Below are 20,781 nucleotides of genomic sequence, written 5' to 3' on the forward strand. Positions count from 1 at the left end.
TCAAGGTCGGGATGATACCCGAAGCAAGAGAAGTCCACCTTTCGAGGAAAGATCGCAAGGTGCTTGAGGCGTGCTGTCGCTCACCGGTGACGTTGCAGCGCGATTTGAAGCGGGCGCGGATAGTTCTGTTGGCGGCGGATGGGCGCAGCACCCGGTCGATCGCCAAGGAAGTTGGGGTCCAGCCGCGGATTGTCAGCCTTTGGCGGCATCGCTATGCCGACCATGGCCTTGAAGGGCTGCAAGACAAGCCGCGGCCTGGCAAGCAGCCGATCTATACGAAGACGACCGACAAGCGGATTCTGAAGCTGCTGGATAAGCCGCCACCGCAAGGGTTTGCGCGCTGGACCGGCCCCCTGCTGGCCGAGGCGCTGGGCGATGTCGATGTCCAATATGTCTGGCGGTTCCTGCGCAGCCACAAGATTGACCTGGTGGCTCGCAAGTCCTGGTGCGAGAGCAACGACCCGAACTTTACGGCCAAAGCCGCCGATGTTGTCGGCCTCTATGTCGCGCCGCCGGCGAAGGCCATTGTGCTGTGCGTGGACGAGAAGCCCTCGATCCAGGCTTTGGAGCGAGCGCAGGGTTATCTGAAGTTGCCCAATGGCCGCGCCTTGACCGGCCAAAGCCACGATTACAAGCGGCATGGCACCACAACATTGTTTGCGGCGCTCGAAGTCGCCACCGGAAAGATCATCGCGACCCATTCAAAACGCCGGCGCCGCGTCGAGTTTCTCGATTTCATGAACAGCGTCACCGCGGCTTTTCCGAACCGCAAGCTTCACGTCATCCTCGACAACCTCAACACCCATAAAAAGAACGAGGACTGGCTCAAGGCCCACCCCAACGTGCAATTTCATTTCACGCCGACAAGTGCGTCATGGCTCAATCAGGTCGAAGTATGGTTTTCCATCTTGCAGGGGCAGTCGCTCAGCGGCACCTCCTTCACGAGCCTCAAGCAGCTTCAGGAACACATCGATGCCTACGTCAACGCATACAACGACAGAGCCGAGCCCTTCGTCTGGACCAAGAAAAAGGTCCGTCAACGCCGTTTCAAAGGCCGCCGTATCACTCAGCTCTGATTCCGGGTACTAGGCCTGCCGCGCGCGGTGGTGCTGAACGGGGCGTTCGCCGCATCGCTGGTCGCGCTGCTGGCTATCCCGCTGTTCGGCTGGCTGTCCGACCTGGTCGGCCGCAAGACGATGTTCTATGCGAGCTGCCTGTTCTCGGCGCTGTTCGCCTTCCCGCTGTTCTGGCTGCTCGACACCCGCGATCCGACCATCGTTGTCTGCACCATCGTGGTCGCGATCACCTTCGGTCAGATGGTCATGTTCGGCATCGGCGCGCCCTGGTACTCCGAGTTGTTCACCGCGCGGCTGCGTTACAGCGGTGCTTCGCTCGGGTTCCAGGTCGGTGCGGCGCTGAGCGGCGGGTTGACGCCGCTGATTGCTGCCTCTCTGATGGCCTGGAGCGGCGGCGCAACCTGGCCGGTCTCGCTGCTGCTCGTCGCCTGCGCCGCCATCACCGCGATCGCGACCACGTTCGCGCCGGAGATGGCGAACAAGGAACTGACCTGATCCCGCGGCGCCGCTGCCGGCGGCGCCACGGCTTCTCAAAAGGATTTGTCATGCTTGATACGATCAGCGCCGGTGCGGCGCAGGGCGCAGCACAGCTCGGGTGGACCGGCATGGTGCGCTTCCTTCATCTTACCCCGCGCGCGTTCCTGCCGATGCGCGCAGCCGAGACCATCACCCTCGTCGCCGGAAAAGGAATCGAGGGCGACCGCTACATGATCGGCAAGGAAGAGGGGTTTTACTCGCACAAGCCGGAAGAGGGCCGGCAGGTCACCCTGTTCGAACTCGAGACGCTGGTTGCGCTGAAGCGCGACGCCGGGATCGAACTGGGCCCGGAAGAGCATCGGCGTAACGTCACGGTGGAGGGCGTGCCGCTGAATCATCTCGTCGGCCGCCGCTTCTGGCTGGGCGAGACCCTGCTGGAAGCAACGCGGCTGTCGGTGCCGTGCCGGCATATCGAGGAGATTACGGGCAAGGCGATCTTCGATCCCCTGATCAATCGTTCCGGCCTCAACTGCAAGATCCTGCAAGGCGGCATCGTCAGGGTCGGCGATACCGTGCGGAATGCGGCATGAGCGCGCGACCGATCACGACGGTCAAGACGGTCGTCACCGGCATCGAGGAGGCGGGGGCAGGCATCAAACTGTTCACGCTCGCCGATCCCGACCGGTGGGAACTGCCGCCGTTCAAAGCCGGCGCGCATATCGATCTGCATCTGCCGAACGCGCTGGTCCGTACCTATTCGCTGTGCAACGAGCCCGCGGACAACACGCGCTATGTCATCGCGGTCAAGCGCGAAGCGGATGGACGCGGCGGTTCGCGGGCGCTGCACGACGAAATCGGCGTCGGCGATGTCATCGGCGTGTCGTTGCCACGCGGCGGACTTGAGCCCCAAGCTCGCATCGCGCGCTACGTGTTCCTGGCTGGCGGCATCGGCGTGACGCCGTTCCTGTCCATGGTGCGGCATCTCGAACGAACGAAGCAAGCCGACTTCACGCTGCATCTGATCGTGCGAGAGGAGGTGCCGCTCGCCACGCATCTCGGCTCGCTGATTGAAGGGGGGCGCATCATCGTGCATCGGACGTCCCGGAACGGGCGTCCCGATCTCGCAGCGCTTGTCGGAGAGGGTGGATCTGAGACGATGGTCGCCTGCTGCGGCCCGGAAAGCATGATCGACGATTTCGAGCGGGTGACCGCAGCGTGGCCCGCGGCGAGTGTCCATATCGAGCGGTTCGTCGCACCGCCACCGGTCGTCGATCCCGACGCCAAGCCGTTCACACTGTCACTGGCGCGCTCGGGCGCCGAGATCGAGGTGCGGGCCGGCCAGACCATGCTGGCCGCATTGCAGGAGGGAGGCATCGACATCGCGGCCTCCTGCTGCGGCGGCATCTGCGGCGCTTGCAAGGTCGGATGGATCGAAGGCAAGCCGGTTCACCGCGACCGCATCCTGTCGCCCTATGAACGCGAACGCTATCTCATGGTTTGCGTGGCGGGCTCGGATGCCGAGCGGCTGGTGCTGGATCTCTGAGCTACCAATGCACGCTCTGGCTCGGCACGATGAACGTCGTCGTGCTTGGCTGTGTCGCGAAGCTCCTCGCCAGATACCAGCCTGAGCCGAGGACGAGTGCGAGCAGCGCGATGACGGCGAGCAGGTCGATGGTTCTGGGATCGTGTCCCCTGTGACCGAAATTCGGACCAGGCCGGAAGTGAAAATGAGGGCTGATTTTCCAGCGCATTGTTGTTTCCTCCCGTGGGAGAATCGAAACAACGCGAGCGGAAAGTGCCGGTTCCGGTCAGGGGCGGCGATGCACCAGCACCGCAGCCTCCATCAGGGTGCATTGACCCCGCGCCAGCGGCCGTAGCGCCAGGGCAGATACCAGCGTGCGCCTTGCGGCGCGGCGAGGGGCACGTTGTCGATGCCGGACGTGCCGAAGGGATGGCAGCGGAGCAGGCGCGCGAGCGTCAACCAGCCGCCGGCCCAGAGCCCGAACCGTTCGATCGCCTCATCGCCGTAGACGGAGCATGTCGGCAAGTGCCGGCAATTGTAACCGACTAGGGGCGACAATGTATGCCGATACAGCCAGATCAGCGCGCGGCCGAATCTGCGCGGCAGCCGGAGCACACCGTCGACGGAGCTGGAACAATGCTCGCAGGCTGAATGCTTCATGTGCGCTTTGCTGCGACCTTAAGCCAGGACTTGCCCGGTTCCGGCGCAGGGAACCGTAAGCTGTTGTTTGCGCGCCCTATTTTGCGTGCTTTTTGGGAGCAGTGCAGCAAGTATCTCTGGACGATCTGTATTCCCCCGGATACCATTTTTGTGACGTTCATGTGTAGACTCATTGAACGCGCAAAACGGGGCTTGCCTGAATCGCCTTGGGGCTTGGGGAAGGGACCAGTTTGAAACGTCTGACGTCGCTCAATCTTCGCGGCTGGTTGCTGGTGGGAACCGCCGTCTGTGGAATCGCGCTGGCTGGCGCCGTCGCGACTTTCGGGTCGTCGGCCCGGGCGGGCAACACCCTCGAAGAGCGCAAGCTGCCGATGAAGTTCAGCTGGGTCGCCTGCGAGCCGAACTGCCGCGGCTGGGTCAGCGCGGTCGGCATCATCACCGCCGACACGCCAAGGGAATTCGAAGAGTTTTCGCGCGGACGCCAGCTCGGGGGCGCGACCGTCGTGCTGGATTCGAGCGGCGGGTCCGTCAATGACGCGATCACGCTCGGCCGGCGCTTTCGCAATCTCGGGCTTTTGACCACGGTCGGCATCAGCCTCCGCGGCGGGCCGTCGACCCGCCCCGCGGTGGCGCCGGAGGCCTATTGCGAATCCATGTGCGTGTTCCTGCTGCTCGCCGGCAAGAAGCGCTACGTGCCGGAAGCCGCCCATGTCCGGGTCCACCAGATCTGGATGGGCGACCGGGCCGACGATGCCAAGGTGGCGAGCTACAGCGCGCAGGATCTGATGATCGTGGAGCGCGACATCGGCCGGCTCGCCAAATACACATTCGACATGGGCGGCGCAGGCGACTTGCTGTCGCTTGCGCTCAGTGTTCCGCCCTGGGAAGACCTGCACGAACTCGACGCCGGCGAGCTCAAGCTCACCAATCTGGTCACGACCGATCTCGTGGCTGATGTGCTCCCGCATGTGGATATTTCAGCGCCGGCAATGGCGGAGCTGGTACCGAAGACGCAGGCCAGGTTCGGCGCGGAACCGGAGCAAGCGCAGCCTGCCAAATCGACCAAGACGGCGGAAGCCCTGGTGCCGACGGGTGGCGTGGCCGCGCCGGCTGCGGCGACGCCGAAGTAGGCTCCCCGCACGGTCATTCCGAGGCGTAGCGAAGCGACGAACCGTGAATCCAGATGTTGGAGCGCATGATTTCCGGGCTCGCCTTTGGGCGATCCGGAATGACATCGGCTTGGGATCAGCCCTGCGCAGCGGCCGGCTGCTTGGCCTTGGCTTCGATCTGGCCGATGGCATCGACCACGGCATCGAAGGTCAGAAGCGTCGAGGCATGGCGCGCCTTGTAGTCGCGGACCGGCTCGAGGAACTTGATTTCTTCCCATTTGCCTTCAGGAGGCGCGCCGTTCTCCTTCAGCATCTTGCGAACGGTTTCGCGTAACTCACGGAGTTCGCTCGCAGTCGAGCCGACCACGTGACTTGCCATGATAGATGAAGAGGCCTGACCCAAGGCACACGCCTTCACGTCATGCGCGAAGTCGGTGACAGTATCGCCATTCATCTTGAGGTCGACCTTCACGGTCGATCCGCACAGTTTGGAGTGGGCAGTGGCGGAGGCGTCGGGGTCCGACAGCCGCCCGAGGCGCGGAATATTCCCGGCCAGTTCGATGATCCGCTTGTTGTAGATGTCGTTCAGCATGTGATGGAGTCCAACACGTCCACAGCCACTTCCGGGCCGGATCGGCCTTGGCGGGCGCCGCCCACGGTCCTATATAGAGACGGAACTGGTGGAAAAACAGTCCAGCGGTGCGGTGGCGGTGATCAGATATGCGCTGCCGGCGTTATCGCCTCAGGACCTTCCGCCGAAATTTATTCTGTTCAGGCGTCCGGCGGCTTGGCCGCCCCGTCTGCCGGTGACACTCCGGCCGCAAGGCCGTCGAACGGAGTCGATATGGACGCTGCAATCAAATCCATCCGCCCCAACAAGCCCTCCGACCGGCCGCCCGAGAGCCGCCCGGCCGAGCTTGATCCTGCAGAATTCCTTGCTGCCGCCGTTCGCGCTGACCAGCCGCGCCCGGCACGCGCCGAGGCGGAAGCCGCGGTGAAGACGTTGCTCGCCTATATCGGCGAGAACACCGAGCGCGAGGGCCTGCTCGACACGCCGCGCCGTGTCGTCGAAGCTTTCGACGAACTCTATCAGGGCTATCACCAATGCCCGGCCGAGGTGCTCGACCGCACCTTTGGCGAGACCGCCGGCTATGACGACTTCGTCCTGGTGCGCGACATCGAATTCACCTCGCAGTGCGAGCATCACATGATGCCGTTCTACGGCAAGGCGCACATCGCCTATACGCCGGTGGAGCGTGTCGTCGGCCTGTCCAAGCTTGCGCGCCTGACCGACATCTTCGCCCGCAGGCTCCAGACCCAGGAGCACCTGACGGCGCAGATCGCAGCGGCCATCGACGAGGTTCTCAAGCCTCGCGGCGTTGCCGTGCTGATCGAGGCCGAGCATACCTGCATGTCGGTGCGCGGCGTCGCCAAGCATGGCGCTTCCACGTTCACTAGCCGCTTCACCGGCATGTTCCGCGACAACCCCGCGGAGCAGGCCCGTTTCCTGTCCCTGGTGCGAGGCACGCGCTGACCTCGCAAGTAGACTCGCGAGGCTCCTGTGTCCGCTCACTCCCATGAGATCGAAGAAGGTCTCGCCTTCCTGCCCAGGTTCGATGCCAGCGGCCTCGTGACATGCGTCGCGACCGACGTCGCCACCGGCGACGTGCTCATGGTCGCGCACATGAACGAGGAGGCGCTGCGCAAGACGATCGCGACCGGCGATGCCTGGTACTTCAGCCGCTCGCGCAATGCCTTGTGGCGAAAAGGTGAGACCTCAGGTCAGACCCAGCGCGTGGTCGAGATGCGCACCGATTGCGACCAGGACGCGGTCTGGATCCGCGTCGAGCAGGTCGGCGCGGCCTGCCATACCGGGCGCCGGTCCTGCTTCTATCGCAAGGTCGAGGGAGCTGACGGGGAAGCGAAGCTGGTGTTCGCCGACGCCGAGCGGCTGTTCGATCCGGACGCGGTCTACAAGAAATAACTCGCTGTCATTCCGGGGCGCACCGCAGGTGCGAGCCCGGAATCCATTCGGCCGCGCGTAATGCCTTGCGATGGATTCCGGGCTCGCGCTGCGCGCGCCCCGGAATGACAGTGAGGGCTGAATTAACCCCGCATTAACCATGCCTGTCCCACGGTGAGACGACGGGCGCCGAATTGCCGGCGTCGCTCAATGCCGCGCGGGGCGGGCACTTCATCATGTCGATCGACAATTCCAGTGCCACGCAGACGGTCGGACTCGATCCGTCGCGCGCGCGTGTCGCCGGTGCGATCAAGCAGGCCTCGAACATCTCCGGCGTCAGCTTCCAGTACATGCTGACCACCGCCAAGATGGAATCGGATTTCGATCCGACGGCGGGGGCCACCACCTCGTCCGCGCACGGACTCTACCAGTTCATCGACCAGACCTGGCTTGGCACGGTGAAGGAAGCCGGCACCCAGCTCGGCTATGGCAGCTACGCCGACGCCATCACCAGAACCTCGGCCGGCACCTACACCGTCGATGATCCCGTGATGAAGCGGTCGATCATGAAGCTGCGTGACGACCCCGAAGCCGCCTCCAGCATGGCGGCTGCATTGACTCAGTCGAACAACTTCAAGCTCACCGGCCTGCTCGGCCGCAGGCCGTCCGACAGCGAGCTCTATATGGCGCATTTCATGGGTGTCGGCGGCGCGGCCAGGCTGATCGCCAATGCCGAGGACAATCCGCAGGCGGTCGGTGCGCGGCTGTTTCCCAACGCGGCGTCCGCCAATCGCTCGATCTTCTACGCCAAAGACGGCCGCGCCCGCAGTGTCTCCGAAGTCTATTCGGTGCTCGACGCACGCTACGCCAGTGCCGCCAATTCGAAAGTGACGCGCAGCGCGATGGCGATGTACGGCGACACGCCGTCGACCACCGAGGTCGCGAGTGCGATCGGCGTGCAGCCGACGGCGCCGGTGATCGACAATGCCGTCTATCTTCAGACTTTCCCGAACACACGCGCCGCGACGCCCGTCAGTGCGACCTCGCCGGCGACGCTCGCGGACAATGCGCCGGGCACGCCGGTGTTTCGTTCGATCTATCAGCCCGGCGATGCCACGCAGCCGGTCTCGACCACGGTGCAGAAACTATGGGGCAACAATGCCTCGCTGACCTCGGTGGCGTCGGCGACGCCGGACGTGCGGCCGCCGCAGCCGCTCGATCTCTTCAGCGATCGTAGCGGCACGTTCTCGAGCTAGTCGCCGTCTCGTGTCCCGGACGCGCTGCAGCGTGAAACGCTGCTACGCTGAGCCGGGACCAGTGCTGCGAACTCCTCTCGAAATTCTGGGCCCCCGGCTCAGCAGCGCATTCGCCGAAGGCGTGCGTTGCTGTCGGCGCACGTGTGGGTAGCGCTTTTGTTCCATTAACAAAACGTCAATAAAACCAGTCAGTTATGGTGAACGCTTTGTTGAGCGTCATGGTTTATTTTGTGTTGCAGGTGACGAGCCGTCACTCTTTTCGTTTGTTTGTGTAAGCCGGAAGCAGGATGATTGTTCGGCAGTTCATTAATTGGATCAGGACGGCGCCCGCAGGCGAGCGGGCCGAGGCGACACGGGCGCTGGCGCGGGCCTGGCTGATCTCAGACCTTTCTGCAGACGACCGCATCGCCGCCGAAGGCGCGCTTCTGATGCTGCTCGACGATCCCTCGCCCCTGGTGCGGCAGGCGATGGCCGAGGCTTTTGCCCGCAGCGGCGAGGCGCCGGCCGCGATCGTGCAGGCGCTGTCGACGGATCAGCCGACCGTCGCGCTGCCGGTGCTCGAACATTCCCCGCTGCTGATCGACGCCGACCTCGTCGACATCGTCGCGACCGGCAACGAGGAGGTGCAATGCGCGGTGGCCCGCCGCAACGCGTTGCCGGTGTCGGTGTGCGCCGCGATCGCCGAAGTCGGCTGCGCAGCTGCCGCACTTGAGCTGATCGAGAATCCCCACGCCGAACTCGCCCCGTTCTCCTGGGACCGCATCGTCGAGCGCCACGGCCATCTCGCCGCGATCCGCGAGGCGATGCTGGTGCTGGAGGATCTGCCGTCCTCAACGCGCGCGGCGCTGGTGGCAAAGCTCTCGGAGACGCTGGCGCAATTCGTCGTGGCGCGGAACTGGCTCACCGCCGACCGTGCTGACCGCATCACGATCGAGGCACGTGATCGCTCCACCATGAACATCGCGGCGCGCTCGCGCGGCGAGGACATGCAAGGCCTGGTCAGGCATTTGCGCATCACCGGCCAGCTGACCGCGGGGCTGATCCTGCGTGCACTGCTCTCGGGCAATCTCGATTTGTTCGACGCGGCCCTCGCCGAACTCGCCGATCTGCCGCTGGCGCGTGTCTCCGCGCTGCTGCACGATCGCGGCGGCAACAGTCTGCACGCGCTGCTCCGTCGCGCCGGGCTTCCGGAGGCGACGTTTGCGGCGTTCCAGGTCGCGCTCGATGCCTGCCACGAGCAAGGCTTCGTCGATAGCGACGACGGCGCGGCGCGGCTGCGCCGGCGCATGGTCGAGCGCGTGCTCACCCACTGCGAGACCGACCGGGGCGCCACTGAGCCGCTGATGGTCCTGCTGCGCCGCTTTGCCACCGAATCCGCGCGCGAGGAGGCACGGCTGTTCTGCGACGGGCTCGTTGCGGATGATGCGGTCGATCCGCTCTATGACGATCTGATCGCGGCGTAGCCGGATCCACAAGCTCAGGAATTCAGAATTCCGCCGCGGAGGCAGTCTGGATCTTCGCTGCGCTCGCAATGACGAGAGTGGAGAGTTCGGCCCTCATTCCACCGGCGCGATGCTCGGGGCGAGGATGACCTCGAGATGCTCGGGGCGGTCGCGGTTGACGTTGGCGAGATAGTCGTCGGCGACCTTGCGCAGGCGGCGGCTGAGCTCGGCGGAGACGCTGAGGCTGTCGAGCCTGGTGTTCTCGTGCACGATGGCGAGAATGGCATTGATGTGGTGCGTGAACAGCTCGGCCGGCACCTTTTCCAGATCTGGCGCGTGCTCGATGACGCGGCACAGGCTCTCGGCGATTCCCGCTGCCGAAGGAAAGCCGAACGTCGCCGCATCGCCCTTGATGTCGTGCGCGGCGTGGAACAGCTCGTCGCGCAGCTTCTTCGTGAAGCCATCCTTCTGCACGGCGGTCCAGGCGGTGGACAGTCTCTGGACCTCGATCGCCATCCAGTCCTTGAACTCACCGGAGAGGCTCGCGAGCGCTTGTTCGGCGCGGCCGACCGGATCGTCCATGTCCTTTTCTTCGACGCGGCGCAGGACCTTGCGGAGCGGGTTGGGCTGAGTGATGACGTGGTGCGTGGCGAAGGCCTTGACCTCGATGTCCTTTGCGCTGTTCTTCGCCATGATACCTGCCTCGTCTGAAGACGTTGCGCTAGTACCCGGAATCAGAGCTGAGTGATACGGCGGCCTTTGAAACGGCGTTGACGGACCTTTTTCTTGGTCCAGACGAAGGGCTCGGCTCTGTCGTTGTATGCGTTGACGTAGGCATCGATGTGTTCCTGAAGCTGCTTGAGGCTCGTGAAGGAGGTGCCGCTGAGCGACTGCCCCTGCAAGATGGAAAACCATACTTCGACCTGATTGAGCCATGACGCACTTGTCGGCGTGAAATGAAATTGCACGTTGGGGTGGGCCTTGAGCCAGTCCTCGTTCTTTTTATGGGTGTTGAGGTTGTCGAGGATGACGTGAAGCTTGCGGTTCGGAAAAGTCGCGGTGACGCTGTTCATGAAATCGAGAAACTCGACGCGGCGCCGGCGTTTTGAATGGGTCGCGATGATCTTTCCGGTGGCGACTTCGAGCGCCGCAAACAATGTTGTGGTGCCATGCCGCTTGTAATCGTGGCTTTGGCCGGTTAAGGCGCGGCCATTGGGCAACTTCAGATAACCCTGCGCTCGCTCCAAAGCCTGGATCGAGGGCTTCTCGTCCACGCACAGCACAATGGCCTTCGCCGGCGGCGCGACATAGAGGCCGACAACATCGGCGGCGGGAGTGTCAGAAGTTTTGTGTAAGAGCGTCTCTGTGAGGGGTTTGCGGGGTCAGCGGACTGACCCCATGGGGTCAGTCCGCTGAGCCTGCAAAGCGCTCGCCGAACTGGATGGCAAACTGGCCCATTGCGGCCGTCCATGCAACCGGTCGTCGCCAATGGATGCCGGCATTTCTGATGGCGAGGTAAAGCAGCTTCATCGCCGCCTCGTCGTTGGGGAAGCTGCCGCGTGTTTTGATGATCTTGCGCAGCGAACGGTTCAGCGCCTCGACCGCGTTGGTGGTATAGATCATTTTGCGTATCTCCGGCGCGAAGGCGAAGAACGGAATGACGTGCTCCCACGCCCGGCGCCAGGCCGCCCCGATCGCGGGATAGCGCTTGCCCCACTCGGCTTCGAAGTCCTCGAGCCTGAGCAGAGCGGCGTCGGCATTCTCGGCATGATAGATCGCCTTGATCGAGGGAAGGATCGCCTTGCGATCCTTCCAGGACACGAAGGATAGGCTGTTGCGGATCAAATGCACGATGCAGGTCTGGACCATCGCCTTGGGAAAGACGCTGTTGATCGCCTCGGGAAAGCCCTTCAGACCGTCGACGACGGCGATCAGGATGTCGGCGACGCCGCGGTTCCTCAGATCGTTCATGACCTTGAGCCAGAATTTGGCGCCTTCGGTTTGCTCGATCCAAAGCCCGAGCACGTCTTTCTCGCCCGATGCAGTGATGCCCAGCACGACGTAGACTGCCTTGTTCTTGACCATCCCCTCATCGCGAATCTTGACCCTGAGCGCGTCGAAGAAGACCACCGGATAGATCGCTTCCAGCGGCCGGCTCTGCCATTCGCGGACCTCGTCGAGAATCGCGTCGGTGACCTTGCTGATCAGATCGGGGGACACCTCGGTGCCGTAGAGCTCGGCCAGATGGCCCTGGATCTCCCGTACCGTCATGCCCCGCCCGTAGAGACTGATGATCTTCTCGTCGAAGCCGTCGAAGCGGGTCTGGCCCTTCGCGACGATCACCGGTTCGAACGTGCCGGCGCGGTCGCGCGGCACCTCGATCTCGATCTCGCCGTCGTCCGTCAACAGCGCTTTGCTGCTTGTGCCGTTGCGGCTGTTGCCCGACCCGCGGCCCGCCGGGTCGCCCTTCTCATAGCCAAGGTGGTGGGTCAGCTCCGCACCCAGTGCGCGCTCCAGAAGCGCCTTCTTCAGTCGTCTGAAAAGCCCGTCTTCGCCGGCTAAGTCTTCTGGCTTGAGGCTGCCCCCGGCAAGAAGCTGGTCCAAAATCTCAGGTGAAAAATCCGTAGCCATGTGAGTCTCCTGTCAAAGGTAAACTCACAGAAACCATCTTACACCGAGTTACTGACACCCTCTCGGCGGCTTTGGCCGTAAAGTTCGGGTCGTTGCTCTCGCACCAGGACTTGCGAGCCACCAGGTCAATCTTGTGGCTGCGCAGGAACCGCCAGACATATTGGACATCGACATCGCCCAGCGCCTCGGCCAGCAGGGGGCCGGTCCAGCGCGCAAACCCTTGCGGTGGCGGCTTATCCAGCAGCTTCAGAATCCGCTTGTCGGTCGTCTTCGTATAGATCGGCTGCTTGCCAGGCCGCGGCTTGTCTTGCAGCCCTTCAAGGCCATGGTCGGCATAGCGATGCCGCCAAAGGCTGACAATCCGCGGCTGGACCCCAACTTCCTTGGCGATCGACCGGGTGCTGCGCCCATCCGCCGCCAACAGAACTATCCGCGCCCGCTTCAAATCGCGCTGCAACGTCACCGGTGAGCGACAGCACGCCTCAAGCACCTTGCGATCTTTCCTCGAAAGGTGGACTTCTCTTGCTTCGGGTATCATCCCGACCTTGAATCACGACTCACGTTCCAAGAAAAGTGGGTACTAGATGGAGGAGCGGGCCTTGTCGAGCAGCGAGGGCTGCTGCAGCACCTCGTGCTTTTCGCCGACGCGGCGTTCGGGTCCCATATAGGCGGAGTTGGTGTTGCGGCGCCGGTCCGGCCCGAAATAGGTCTTGGTCTTGATGAAGGGGCGGGGATTGGCGACCACGTTGAGGATGCGCTGATAGAGGCCCTTGGCCGAGATCGGCTTGGCCAGGAATTCGGTGACGCCGGCATCGCGCGCGACCGTGACGCGACGCTTCTCGGAGTGGCCGGTCAGCATGATGATCGGCGCGTAGGGGTTGCCCTTCGATTCGGGCTGCCGGATCATCTGCGCAAGCTCGAGCCCGTCGAAGATCGGCATGGCCCAGTCGGTGATGACGATGTCGGGCACGTAATGGCTGTACATTTCGAGGGCCGTGGCGCCGTCCTCGGCTTCATAGACCTCGCGCGCGCCGAAGGAATGCAGCAGCGTCCGCAGGATGCGGCGCATGTGCGGATTGTCGTCGCAGACGAGGAAGCGCAGCTTGTTGAAGTCGATGCGAAACATGACGCCCGGGCCAAAGCGGTCAACCTTCGTTAACCATATCGCGCCGGGAGTTAACGAAGCGTTGCGACCGGGGCTCAGTAGCCGAACTGCTCGCGCAGGATACGCTCTTCGAGGCTGTGGCCGGGATCGAACAGCATCCGCATCGAGATCGTCCTGTCGGAGAGCACCTCGACGCGGCGGACGTCGCGGACCTCGTCGTGGTCGGCGACCGCCGCGACGGGACGCTTCTCGCCCTCCAGCACCTCGATCACGACATAGGCCGTGTTGGGCAGCAGCGCGCCGCGCCAGCGGCGCGGACGGAAGGCGCTGATCGGTGTCAGTGCCAGCAGCGCGGCGTTGATCGGCAGGATCGGTCCCTGGGCGGAGAGATTGTAGGCGGTGGAGCCCGCCGGCGTCGCCACCATGATGCCGTCGGCGATCAGCTCGGACATGCGTTCGCGCTCGTCGATCAGTATCCTCAGGCGCGCCGCCTGGTAGGTCTGCCGGAACAGGGCGACCTCGTTGATGGCGTGGTGCAGATGCACCCGGTCATGCATGTCGGTCGCGCGCATCAGGAGCGGGTTGATCTCGGATTCATGCGCGGCCTCGAGCCGCGCCCGCAGATCGTGCGTCGAGTACTCGTTCATCAGGAAGCCGACCGTGCCGCGGTGCATGCCGTAGATCGGTTTTCCCGTGTGCATGTTCTGGTGCAGCGTCTGGAGCATCAACCCGTCGCCGCCGAGCGCGACGACGATGTCGGCATCCTTCGGGTCGCAATTGCCATAATCCCTGGTGAGCTGGCCGAAGGCGGCCTGCGCCTCGCTGCTTGGGCTGGCGACGAAGGCGATCCGGTCGTATCGCGAGGGCTTTGTCATGGCTTCCCGGGCAGGTGCCGCTGGCTCGAGTAAGTTCCGCCGGGCTCGTCTATACGAGGTGGGCCTGCATTGTCGAGGAGGACCGCCCTCCAAAGCTGACGGAGACTGTCGCTCCAGGTGATTTGACCCTCTGCGAACCTGTTCAGGCCCCCGCCAGACCAAGGATTCCCCAAAGCGTCGCAATTCCGGGCTAACCTTTCTGTCCTCACCGGCTGTCACAGCCGGGCAGGGAGAACGATCATGGTCACGAATTTGCCGGTGCTCCGTCGAACGGTCCTGGTGCTGGCGGTCTCGGCTTTCGCGCTTGCTGGATTTGCGCGCGCCGACGATCCGCCGAAGCCGCGCCCGGAGACAGCTGCTCCGTCCGGGCAGAAAGGTAGTCGCGGCGGTCCGCAGAACGCGTCGCAGGCGTCGCCGTCGGCGGCCGAGCTGCACCGTCTCCCGCCGGATTCGACCACGAAGCAGACGCTCGATCTGCCCGGCCGAACCCTCAATTTCGCCGCGACCGCCGGCTCTATCCGCGTGTTCGACGGCAAGGGCGAGCCGCTGGCCGACATCGCCTACACGTCCTACGAACTGGATGGTGCCGACCGCGCCACGCGCCCCGTGACGTTCCTGTTCAATGGCGGCCCCGGCGCGTCCTCGGCGTGGCTTCAGTTCGGCGCGGCCGGTCCCTGGCGTCTGCCGCTCGATGGCGAAGCATTGTCGCCCTCGGCCTCGCCCGAGGTGAAGCCGAACGCGGAGACCTGGCTCGACTTCACCGATCTCGTCTTCATCGATCCCGTCAGCACCGGCTACAGCCGATTTGTCGCCAGCAGCGAGGACGCCCGAAAATCCTTCTACTCCGTCGACGGTGACGCCAATTCGATCGCACTCGTGATCCGCCGCTGGCTGGAGAAACATGATCGGCTGACCTCGCCGAAATACGTCGCCGGCGAAAGCTATGGCGGCATTCGCGGCCCGAAGGTCGTGCGCCAGTTGCAGCTTCAGCACGGTGTCGGCGTCAGAGGACTGATCATGGTGTCGCCGTTGCTGGATTTCCGCGAGTTCACCGGCACCAGCCTCCTGCAATATGTCGCGACACTGCCGAGCTATGTCGCGGTGGCGCGCGAGGCCAAGGGACCGGTCAAGCGCGCCGACCTCGCCGACGTCGAGGCTTACGCGCGCGGCGAATTCCTGACCGACCTCGTCAAGGGCGAGGCGGACAAGGAAGCCACCAATCGCCTCGCCTACAAGGTCGCCGAGCTCACCGGCATCGACCAGGCGGTGAGCCGCAGGCTCGCCGGCCGCTTCGATGTCGGTGAATTCCGTCGCGAGTTCGACCGCAAGAACGGCAAGGTGACGGGGCGCTACGACGCCTCCGTGCGTGGCTTCGATCCCTATCCGGATTCCAGCAGCTCACGCTTCGGCGATCCCTCCGGCGATTCGCTGCAGGCGCCGCTGACGAGCGCAGCGGTCGACGTGCTGACGCGCAAGCTCAACTGGCGGCCCGACGGCTCCTACGAAGTCCTGAACGGCGCCGTGGAAGGCAACTGGGACTTCGGCCGTGGCATCAACCCGCCGCAATCGGTGTCCGAGCTGCGCCAGATCCTCGCCACAGATGCGAAGCTGAACGTCCTGGTCGGGCACGGGCTGTTCGACCTCGCCACGCCCTATTTCGGAACGAAGCGGGTGCTCGACCAGCTGCCGGCCTTCGTGACGCAACGCGTGAAGTTCGTCGTCTATCCCGGCGGCCACATGTTCTACTCGCGCGACGGATCGCGGCAGGCGTTCCGCAGCGAGGTCGAGGCGATGATCAGGGAATAGAGCAGGATCCGCAAAAACGTGTGGCGGCTTTCCAATTGGGTCATGCTCTAACTAGAGGCCGGCGTCGGCGCGGCTTGTATCTGCGCGCGATCTCTCGCGCGACGACTTTGGCCGGCTTCACGTTCGCGCCGGCGATCCAGATGTCGCTGATCTTGCCGCGCTTGTCACGGATCCGGCGCACCGGCTCGCCATGGCTGGAATAGCCGGCCGCCCAGGCGAGCCTGCCGGTGTCGCGGCCGGTGACTTCGATCTCGGCGGCATCCATGAAGGGATTGCTGAACTGCGGATTGGCGACGAGCACGCGGTTGCCCGCGGGGACGAGATCGGTCGCGCCCCAGATCGTCCACCATCGACCGGTCCAGTCGCGCACGCGGCGGTCGGGTGCGCCGCGGGTCTTGAAGGTGCGCAGGATCTGCATCGCGCCATCCATCCAGAACGGGGCCGCGCCGTCGATGGAGTTGCTGAGGATGCTGATCGAAAGCTCACAAGCGGGAATGGAGCAGGTTCGGGAGATGTAGCCCTGGAATCCGCCGCCATGGCCGAACCAGTCCCAGCCGTCGGTCTTGCCGGCATTGACGCCCAAGCCGTAGTAGGTCTCGAAGCTCTGCGGGATGCGCCAATGGTGCCGCGTCATCTCGCGGCGGCTCGCGACCGACAGCACGCTCTTCCTCGCGTTGGGTGCGAGCTGCGCGAAGAAGCGGGCGGTGTCGGCGGCGGTGGCGACGAAGCCTGCGGCGGATGCCATCGCATGTGCGGGATTGTCGCCGGGGATCACGCAGCGTTCGCCCAGCGGGACGATGCGCGTATGACCGCACGCGAACGGCGTGCCCTTGGCAAGCGGTGCATTCGGCTCGGTTTCGCGCAAGCCCGCAGGTTCGATGATCTCGCGCTTGATCCAGACCGGGTAGGGCTCCCTGGTCACCGCTTCGATCACGAGGCCGATCAGCCCAAAGCCGTGATTGGAGTATTTGAAGCGGGTGCCGGGTTCGATTGCGGTCGGCAGCTTCAATTCCGCGAGCAATTCTTTCGTGCCGAGATAGGGGCGGCTGTCGATGAACTGGCCGGAGTCGGCGCCGTCGCGCGTCAATCCCGCGCTGTGCGACAGCACTTGCGCGATCGTCGTCTCGGCGACGCGCGGATGCAGGCCGCCGACATAATCGCCCACGGGATCGTCGAGCCGGATCTTGCGCTGCTCGCGCAGCTTCATGATTCCGGCCGAGGTGAAGCTCTTGGAGTGCGAGGCGATGCGGAAGCGGTGGCGTGGGGTGAGCTTCTCGCCGGTATCGAGATTGGCAAGGCCGAACGCATGCTCGGCGACGACCTCGCCGCGATGGGCGAATGCGACGATGACGCCGGGCTGCTGGATTGTCGTCAGTTGGAATTCGATCCAGGAGCCGATGTAGTCGATCGCGGATCGCAGCCACGTGTCCATTGCACACCAATCTGCAGGGAAGATTGGTGGCGGAGGCTAGCCGAGAAAGCGGAGCGGGCACAACCCGAAAGGTTGTGCCCGTCGACTTCGTTCAAGCTTGCGATGTCTCAGTAGACCAGCGTCGCGCCGGTCGGCTTGTCGAGCGCTGCGGCAAGCGAGCGATACTCCGAGCTGTCGGTGCCGGCAAGCGAGGCGATCTTGTTCAGATGATACTGCGCCTGTTCGCGGTTGCCCTGTTCGAGCTGCCAGAGGCCGTAATACTGCCAGGTGCGGACATGGTTCGGATCGTCCTTCAGCGCGAGCTCGTAATAGACCTTCGACGACTGGTAGTCGCCGAGCTTGCGATAGGAGTAGCCGATCAGATTGGCGACGTCGGCGACGTCGTCGCGCTTGAGCGACTTCAACTGGCCGATCGCGCCCGTGTAGTCGTGATTGTCGTAGATCGCGGCGTAGGCGGTGCGATAGGCCGCAAGGAACTTGGGATCGCTGACGGAAGAGCTCTTCTTCTTGCCCTTTTTGGACGAGCTATCCGACTTCGGCGGCGAGGACGGCTCGTCGCTGCCCGCGGCATAGGCGCTCGACAGTACCGGCGCCGCCGCCAGCGTCATGGCGACGAGGCCCGGCACAACAAGCATTGAGAGTTTGCGCATCTAAATTCTCCCGTATGGAACGTGGCGATCCTACACGATTGCCCAAAGACCGAACACCCGTCGCGCAAAAACATTCCCGCTTCGCACGATCTATTCCTATTCGCCCGGTCGCTGATGACAAACTTGTCATCGAGATGAACGGAAGCCTGCAGGGGGCTTCAGACTGGGTTCAATGTGCCCCGCCTAGGCTGCCACCTACGATCGAAGGGTGGGCGAGAGGGCGCCGCCTCGAGATCCTTCCAAGAGGAGACCACCATGTTGAAGACCATCTCCGCAGCCTTGCTCGCAGCGTCCGTGATCGCAGCCCCGGCCTTCGCTGCCGAGGCCGGAAAGACCGCCACGACTGCCCCGGTGATCAAGGCGGACCAGAGCCAGACCAAGGCGCCGACCACCGCCGCGAAATCGGACGCCGGCGTCAAGGCCGACGCCAAGGCCGACACCAAGGCTGATCTCAAGCCGGCGGACGTCAAGGCCACCGACGCCAAGGTGGATCCCAAGTCGAAGGCGATGAACGCGAACGCCGCGGTCACCACCGGCGAGCACAAGACCGTGCGCAAGGATCGCCATGGTCACAAGCAGGTCACGGCCAAGGAGTCGCAGAAGGCGCAGCCGGACGTGACCAAGCCGGCGGCATCAGACCAGCGCAACTGACGGCTGATCCCGCGCGGCGGCATCCCTGGCATTGCCCCGCCGCCGCGCGCGGACTTCAGGCCCGGTCCGTTCGCGGTGTTCTCGTGCGAAAGCCCGAGGTGCCGCCGGCGGGCCGGTGCGCTGCTTGCGCCGCGGCAAGCGAATTCCCTTCGTGCAGGCTTGGAGCTAGAACGTCTCCTGATCTGATCGAGCGGAGAGCGGGGCCTGTGGGGCGGTTGGCGAGATGTGCGGTGATATTGGCATTGCCCTTGGCGCTTGCGGCCTGTTTCGGCAGCGACGGTGACCGTCCAACGCTGATGGGCGGGACCCAGGCCGGCGGGCCGCAGCCGTTTCCCGACAATTTCCGGAGCGACACGCTGGCTCTGATGCGGACCTATCTGAACAATCCGGTCGGCGTGCGCGACGCCAGCATGGCCGAACCGGTGCAGCGCGAGGTCGGCGGCCGGCAGTTCTATGTGAGCTGCCTGCACTTCACCCCGCGCGAGACCGATGGCAGCTACAAGGCCATGCGCGAACGGGCCGTGATCTTCGTCAACGGCCGGGCGGACCGCGTGGTCGACAGGACCAGCGATCTCTGCGCCGGTGCGGTTTACGCACCCTTTCCGGAACTGGAAAAGATGACGCGGTAGCGCAAAGCCCGCCTTCATTGCCTGATGTTAGACAGACGCAGCCGGAGCCGCTGGATCACATTTCGGCGAGCTTTGAACGGGGTGATTTCCTCTTGAGACAAATCGTTGCGCCGGGCCTTGTGCACGCGACAAAAACAGTTAACTCAGGGTGGTGTGACGGAACAAAATCGCGTTGTTGCCACCCCGTCACAGTGACGAACGATCAACGTTCCGGCATCGTCGCGAAGCAACCCAATTCACGCCACGTTGTTTCCTGAGTGTCGTTATGAAAGAACGGGGATGATCATGAAATCGATTTTGCTGGGTGCAGCCGCGGTGCTTGCACTGGCCGCGCCGGCCGCCGCCGCGGACATTCAGCCGCGCACCTACACGAAGGCTCCGGCCTATACGCCGCCGCAGATCATTTACAACTGGACCGGTTTCTACATCGGCGGCCATGTCGGCGGCGCGTTTGCCGGCGACAGCAGCTTCCAATCCAGCGACGCTCGCTTCATGGGCGGCGTGCAGGGCGGCTTCGACTACCAGTTCGCGCCCAACTGGGTGGTGGGTATCGAAGCGCAGTATTCCTGGCTGCCGACCAACAACAACGGTGCCACCTTCCCGCTGGGCACGCAGGTGACCTCCAACACCGACCAGATCGGGTCGGTGACCGGTCGCATCGGCTACACCTGGGGACCGACGCTGCTATACGCCAAGGGTGGTTATGCCTGGCGTAATAACGGCCTTGGCGTGAACATCGCCGGGGTGCCGCAGGCCTTCACCACCACCGGCAACAACAAGGACGGCTATACTGTCGGCGCCGGCCTCGAATACATGTTCGCGCCGAGCTGGTCGGCCAAGGCCGAGTACCAGTACTACAATTTCGGCAGCACCACCTTTACCTCCGGCCCGGCCGACATCGTCGGTGCTCGCGGCCGGGAGGACGAGCATACCGTCAAGGTCGGGGTGAACTACCGCTTCGGCTGGGGCGGTCCGGCAGGCTCCCGCTACTGACTGCCAGTGGCGATTGAAGACCCGACAAAGGCCGGCTCCGCCGGCCTTTGATTTGCCGGTTTGTCAGCCGATTGTTTGCTTTTCATGAACTATCTGGCGCGTCATTTGCTTGCAAATGGTGGCTGGCGCGCCTTCTCACGCCGATGGGGCCAGGGGTAAAGCAAAAATAATTTTTGCGATCTACGGAACTCGCGCTCCGGAACGCGTTATATGACATTTATCGGGCTGGTGGGACGACGGACATGCGTATCTTGGTGTCGGCAGTGGTGCTCTCATGCTTCTCCCTCCTGCCGTGCTCTGCACAGACAATCCTCAAATCCGAGCCTCTGATGCTGGCACCTTATGAGGTGGCCTTCGTCAAGGACGCTTCCTGTCCGTCGGGCAAGGTAATGAAGGTTACCGGCGCCATCCGTGGGCTGCATCGCCGCAAGGCCTGCGTGGCCATGCCCGGCGAGCAGGCTTCGCTGGCGGCCGCGACGCCCTGAGCCTCCGCTCCGGTTTCGT

Annotated in this window: 22 protein-coding genes and 3 pseudogenes; 14 read left to right on the plus strand and 11 right to left on the minus strand. The window is 63.9% G+C overall.

Annotated elements, in window-relative coordinates; all coding sequences use genetic code 11:
- The first annotated feature begins 11 nt into the window (after positions 1-11).
- The 4 genes and pseudogenes from ABIF91_RS33000 to ABIF91_RS33015 all read left to right on the plus strand — a co-directional run bounded on the left by ABIF91_RS33000 (position 12) and on the right by ABIF91_RS33015 (position 3,096).
- Positions 12-1,076: an IS630-like element ISRj1 family transposase gene (locus ABIF91_RS33000; RefSeq protein ID WP_026192128.1), complete on the plus strand. Its 1,065-nt coding sequence runs from the start codon at positions 12-14 to the stop codon at positions 1,074-1,076.
- A 9-nt stretch (positions 1,077-1,085) separates the two neighbouring features.
- Positions 1,086-1,571 (plus strand): annotated as a pseudogene (locus ABIF91_RS33005) (MFS transporter); the annotation flags it as partial.
- A gap of 50 nt (positions 1,572-1,621) precedes the next feature.
- Positions 1,622-2,143: an MOSC domain-containing protein gene (locus ABIF91_RS33010; RefSeq protein WP_028180057.1), complete on the plus strand. Its 522-nt coding sequence runs from the start codon at positions 1,622-1,624 to the stop codon at positions 2,141-2,143.
- On the plus strand, positions 2,140-3,096 hold the full coding sequence (locus ABIF91_RS33015; RefSeq protein WP_028180056.1) for a PDR/VanB family oxidoreductase: 957 nt from the start codon (positions 2,140-2,142) through the stop codon (positions 3,094-3,096). The genes ABIF91_RS33010 and ABIF91_RS33015 overlap by 4 nt, the downstream gene beginning before the upstream one ends.
- A gap of 1 nt (position 3,097) precedes the next feature.
- Here ABIF91_RS33015 and ABIF91_RS33020 read toward each other — a convergent pair whose 3' ends face one another.
- Positions 3,098-3,304, minus strand: coding sequence for a hypothetical protein (locus tag ABIF91_RS33020; RefSeq protein ID WP_028180055.1), 207 nt, complete (start codon positions 3,302-3,304; stop codon positions 3,098-3,100).
- A 92-nt stretch (positions 3,305-3,396) separates the two neighbouring features.
- Positions 3,397-3,735, minus strand: coding sequence for a membrane protein insertion efficiency factor YidD (gene yidD / locus ABIF91_RS33025; RefSeq protein ID WP_424579612.1), 339 nt, complete (start codon positions 3,733-3,735; stop codon positions 3,397-3,399).
- Between the two features lie 230 nt (positions 3,736-3,965).
- Here yidD and ABIF91_RS33030 point away from each other — a divergent pair, with 230 nt between their 5' ends.
- On the plus strand, positions 3,966-4,865 hold the full coding sequence (locus ABIF91_RS33030; protein ID WP_028180053.1) for a hypothetical protein: 900 nt from the start codon (positions 3,966-3,968) through the stop codon (positions 4,863-4,865).
- Positions 4,866-4,980: 115 nt separating this feature from the next.
- On the opposite strand, the gene ABIF91_RS33035 is transcribed toward ABIF91_RS33030, so the two are convergent.
- Positions 4,981-5,436 carry an iron-sulfur cluster assembly scaffold protein gene (locus tag ABIF91_RS33035; RefSeq protein ID WP_024340718.1) on the minus strand — a complete coding sequence of 152 codons (456 nt, stop codon included), beginning with the start codon at positions 5,434-5,436 and terminating at the stop codon, positions 4,981-4,983.
- A 252-nt stretch (positions 5,437-5,688) separates the two neighbouring features.
- Here ABIF91_RS33035 and folE point away from each other — a divergent pair, with 252 nt between their 5' ends.
- The 4 genes from folE to ABIF91_RS33055 all read left to right on the plus strand — a co-directional run bounded on the left by folE (position 5,689) and on the right by ABIF91_RS33055 (position 9,526).
- Positions 5,689-6,378 (plus strand): GTP cyclohydrolase I FolE, encoded by a 690-nt coding sequence (gene folE / locus ABIF91_RS33040; protein ID WP_028180052.1) that lies wholly within the window; start codon positions 5,689-5,691, stop codon positions 6,376-6,378.
- A 27-nt stretch (positions 6,379-6,405) separates the two neighbouring features.
- Positions 6,406-6,828, plus strand: a complete 423-nt coding sequence (gene hisI, locus ABIF91_RS33045; RefSeq protein ID WP_028180051.1) for a phosphoribosyl-AMP cyclohydrolase — start codon at positions 6,406-6,408, stop codon at positions 6,826-6,828.
- A gap of 215 nt (positions 6,829-7,043) precedes the next feature.
- Complete coding sequence (locus tag ABIF91_RS33050; protein ID WP_424579613.1) at positions 7,044-8,063, plus strand: lytic transglycosylase domain-containing protein; 1,020 nt, start codon at positions 7,044-7,046, stop codon at positions 8,061-8,063.
- A gap of 287 nt (positions 8,064-8,350) precedes the next feature.
- Positions 8,351-9,526 carry a DUF2336 domain-containing protein gene (locus tag ABIF91_RS33055; RefSeq protein WP_028180049.1) on the plus strand — a complete coding sequence of 392 codons (1,176 nt, stop codon included), beginning with the start codon at positions 8,351-8,353 and terminating at the stop codon, positions 9,524-9,526.
- 93 nt (positions 9,527-9,619) lie between these two features.
- On the opposite strand, the gene ABIF91_RS33060 is transcribed toward ABIF91_RS33055, so the two are convergent.
- The 6 genes and pseudogenes from ABIF91_RS33060 to ABIF91_RS33085 form a co-directional block, all read right to left on the minus strand.
- Positions 9,620-10,198 (minus strand): Hpt domain-containing protein, encoded by a 579-nt coding sequence (locus tag ABIF91_RS33060; RefSeq protein ID WP_028180048.1) that lies wholly within the window; start codon positions 10,196-10,198, stop codon positions 9,620-9,622.
- Between the two features lie 41 nt (positions 10,199-10,239).
- Positions 10,240-10,836 (minus strand): annotated as a pseudogene (locus tag ABIF91_RS33065) (IS630 family transposase); the annotation flags it as partial.
- Positions 10,837-10,909: 73 nt separating this feature from the next.
- Positions 10,910-12,136, minus strand: coding sequence for an IS256 family transposase (locus tag ABIF91_RS33070; RefSeq protein WP_038960272.1), 1,227 nt, complete (start codon positions 12,134-12,136; stop codon positions 10,910-10,912).
- A gap of 49 nt (positions 12,137-12,185) precedes the next feature.
- Positions 12,186-12,674 (minus strand): annotated as a pseudogene (locus ABIF91_RS33075) (IS630 family transposase); the annotation flags it as partial.
- 42 nt (positions 12,675-12,716) lie between these two features.
- Positions 12,717-13,262 (minus strand): response regulator, encoded by a 546-nt coding sequence (locus ABIF91_RS33080; protein ID WP_008549760.1) that lies wholly within the window; start codon positions 13,260-13,262, stop codon positions 12,717-12,719.
- 74 nt (positions 13,263-13,336) lie between these two features.
- The gene (locus ABIF91_RS33085; protein WP_028180047.1) at positions 13,337-14,116 is read right to left on the minus strand and encodes an NAD kinase; all 780 of its coding nucleotides are present in this window, start codon (positions 14,114-14,116) and stop codon (positions 13,337-13,339) included.
- Positions 14,117-14,356: 240 nt separating this feature from the next.
- On the opposite strand from ABIF91_RS33085, the gene ABIF91_RS33090 reads away from it, so the two are divergent.
- Positions 14,357-15,922 (plus strand): S10 family peptidase, encoded by a 1,566-nt coding sequence (locus ABIF91_RS33090; RefSeq protein WP_028180046.1) that lies wholly within the window; start codon positions 14,357-14,359, stop codon positions 15,920-15,922.
- Between the two features lie 40 nt (positions 15,923-15,962).
- On the opposite strand, the gene ABIF91_RS33095 is transcribed toward ABIF91_RS33090, so the two are convergent.
- Together ABIF91_RS33095 and ABIF91_RS33100 are read right to left on the minus strand one after the other, a co-directional pair.
- Positions 15,963-17,354, minus strand: a complete 1,392-nt coding sequence (locus ABIF91_RS33095; RefSeq protein ID WP_028180045.1) for a serine hydrolase domain-containing protein — start codon at positions 17,352-17,354, stop codon at positions 15,963-15,965.
- 107 nt (positions 17,355-17,461) lie between these two features.
- Positions 17,462-18,004: a tetratricopeptide repeat protein gene (locus ABIF91_RS33100; protein ID WP_028180044.1), complete on the minus strand. Its 543-nt coding sequence runs from the start codon at positions 18,002-18,004 to the stop codon at positions 17,462-17,464.
- 255 nt (positions 18,005-18,259) lie between these two features.
- On the opposite strand from ABIF91_RS33100, the gene ABIF91_RS33105 reads away from it, so the two are divergent.
- The 4 genes from ABIF91_RS33105 to ABIF91_RS33120 all read left to right on the plus strand — a co-directional run bounded on the left by ABIF91_RS33105 (position 18,260) and on the right by ABIF91_RS33120 (position 20,762).
- Positions 18,260-18,655 (plus strand): His-rich protein BRANT, encoded by a 396-nt coding sequence (locus ABIF91_RS33105; RefSeq protein ID WP_035674929.1) that lies wholly within the window; start codon positions 18,260-18,262, stop codon positions 18,653-18,655.
- A gap of 233 nt (positions 18,656-18,888) precedes the next feature.
- Complete coding sequence (locus ABIF91_RS33110) at positions 18,889-19,284, plus strand: hypothetical protein (RefSeq protein WP_035676852.1); 396 nt, start codon at positions 18,889-18,891, stop codon at positions 19,282-19,284.
- 285 nt (positions 19,285-19,569) lie between these two features.
- Positions 19,570-20,277, plus strand: a complete 708-nt coding sequence (locus tag ABIF91_RS33115) for an outer membrane protein (RefSeq protein ID WP_028180041.1) — start codon at positions 19,570-19,572, stop codon at positions 20,275-20,277.
- 242 nt (positions 20,278-20,519) lie between these two features.
- Positions 20,520-20,762 carry a DUF6719 family protein gene (locus tag ABIF91_RS33120; RefSeq protein WP_028180040.1) on the plus strand — a complete coding sequence of 81 codons (243 nt, stop codon included), beginning with the start codon at positions 20,520-20,522 and terminating at the stop codon, positions 20,760-20,762.
- Positions 20,763-20,781 lie beyond the last annotated feature (19 nt).

Origin of the sequence: Bradyrhizobium sp. USDA 241 (assembly GCF_049739505.1) — a bacterium.
GTDB classification, from domain to species: domain Bacteria; phylum Pseudomonadota; class Alphaproteobacteria; order Rhizobiales; family Xanthobacteraceae; genus Bradyrhizobium; species Bradyrhizobium liaoningense.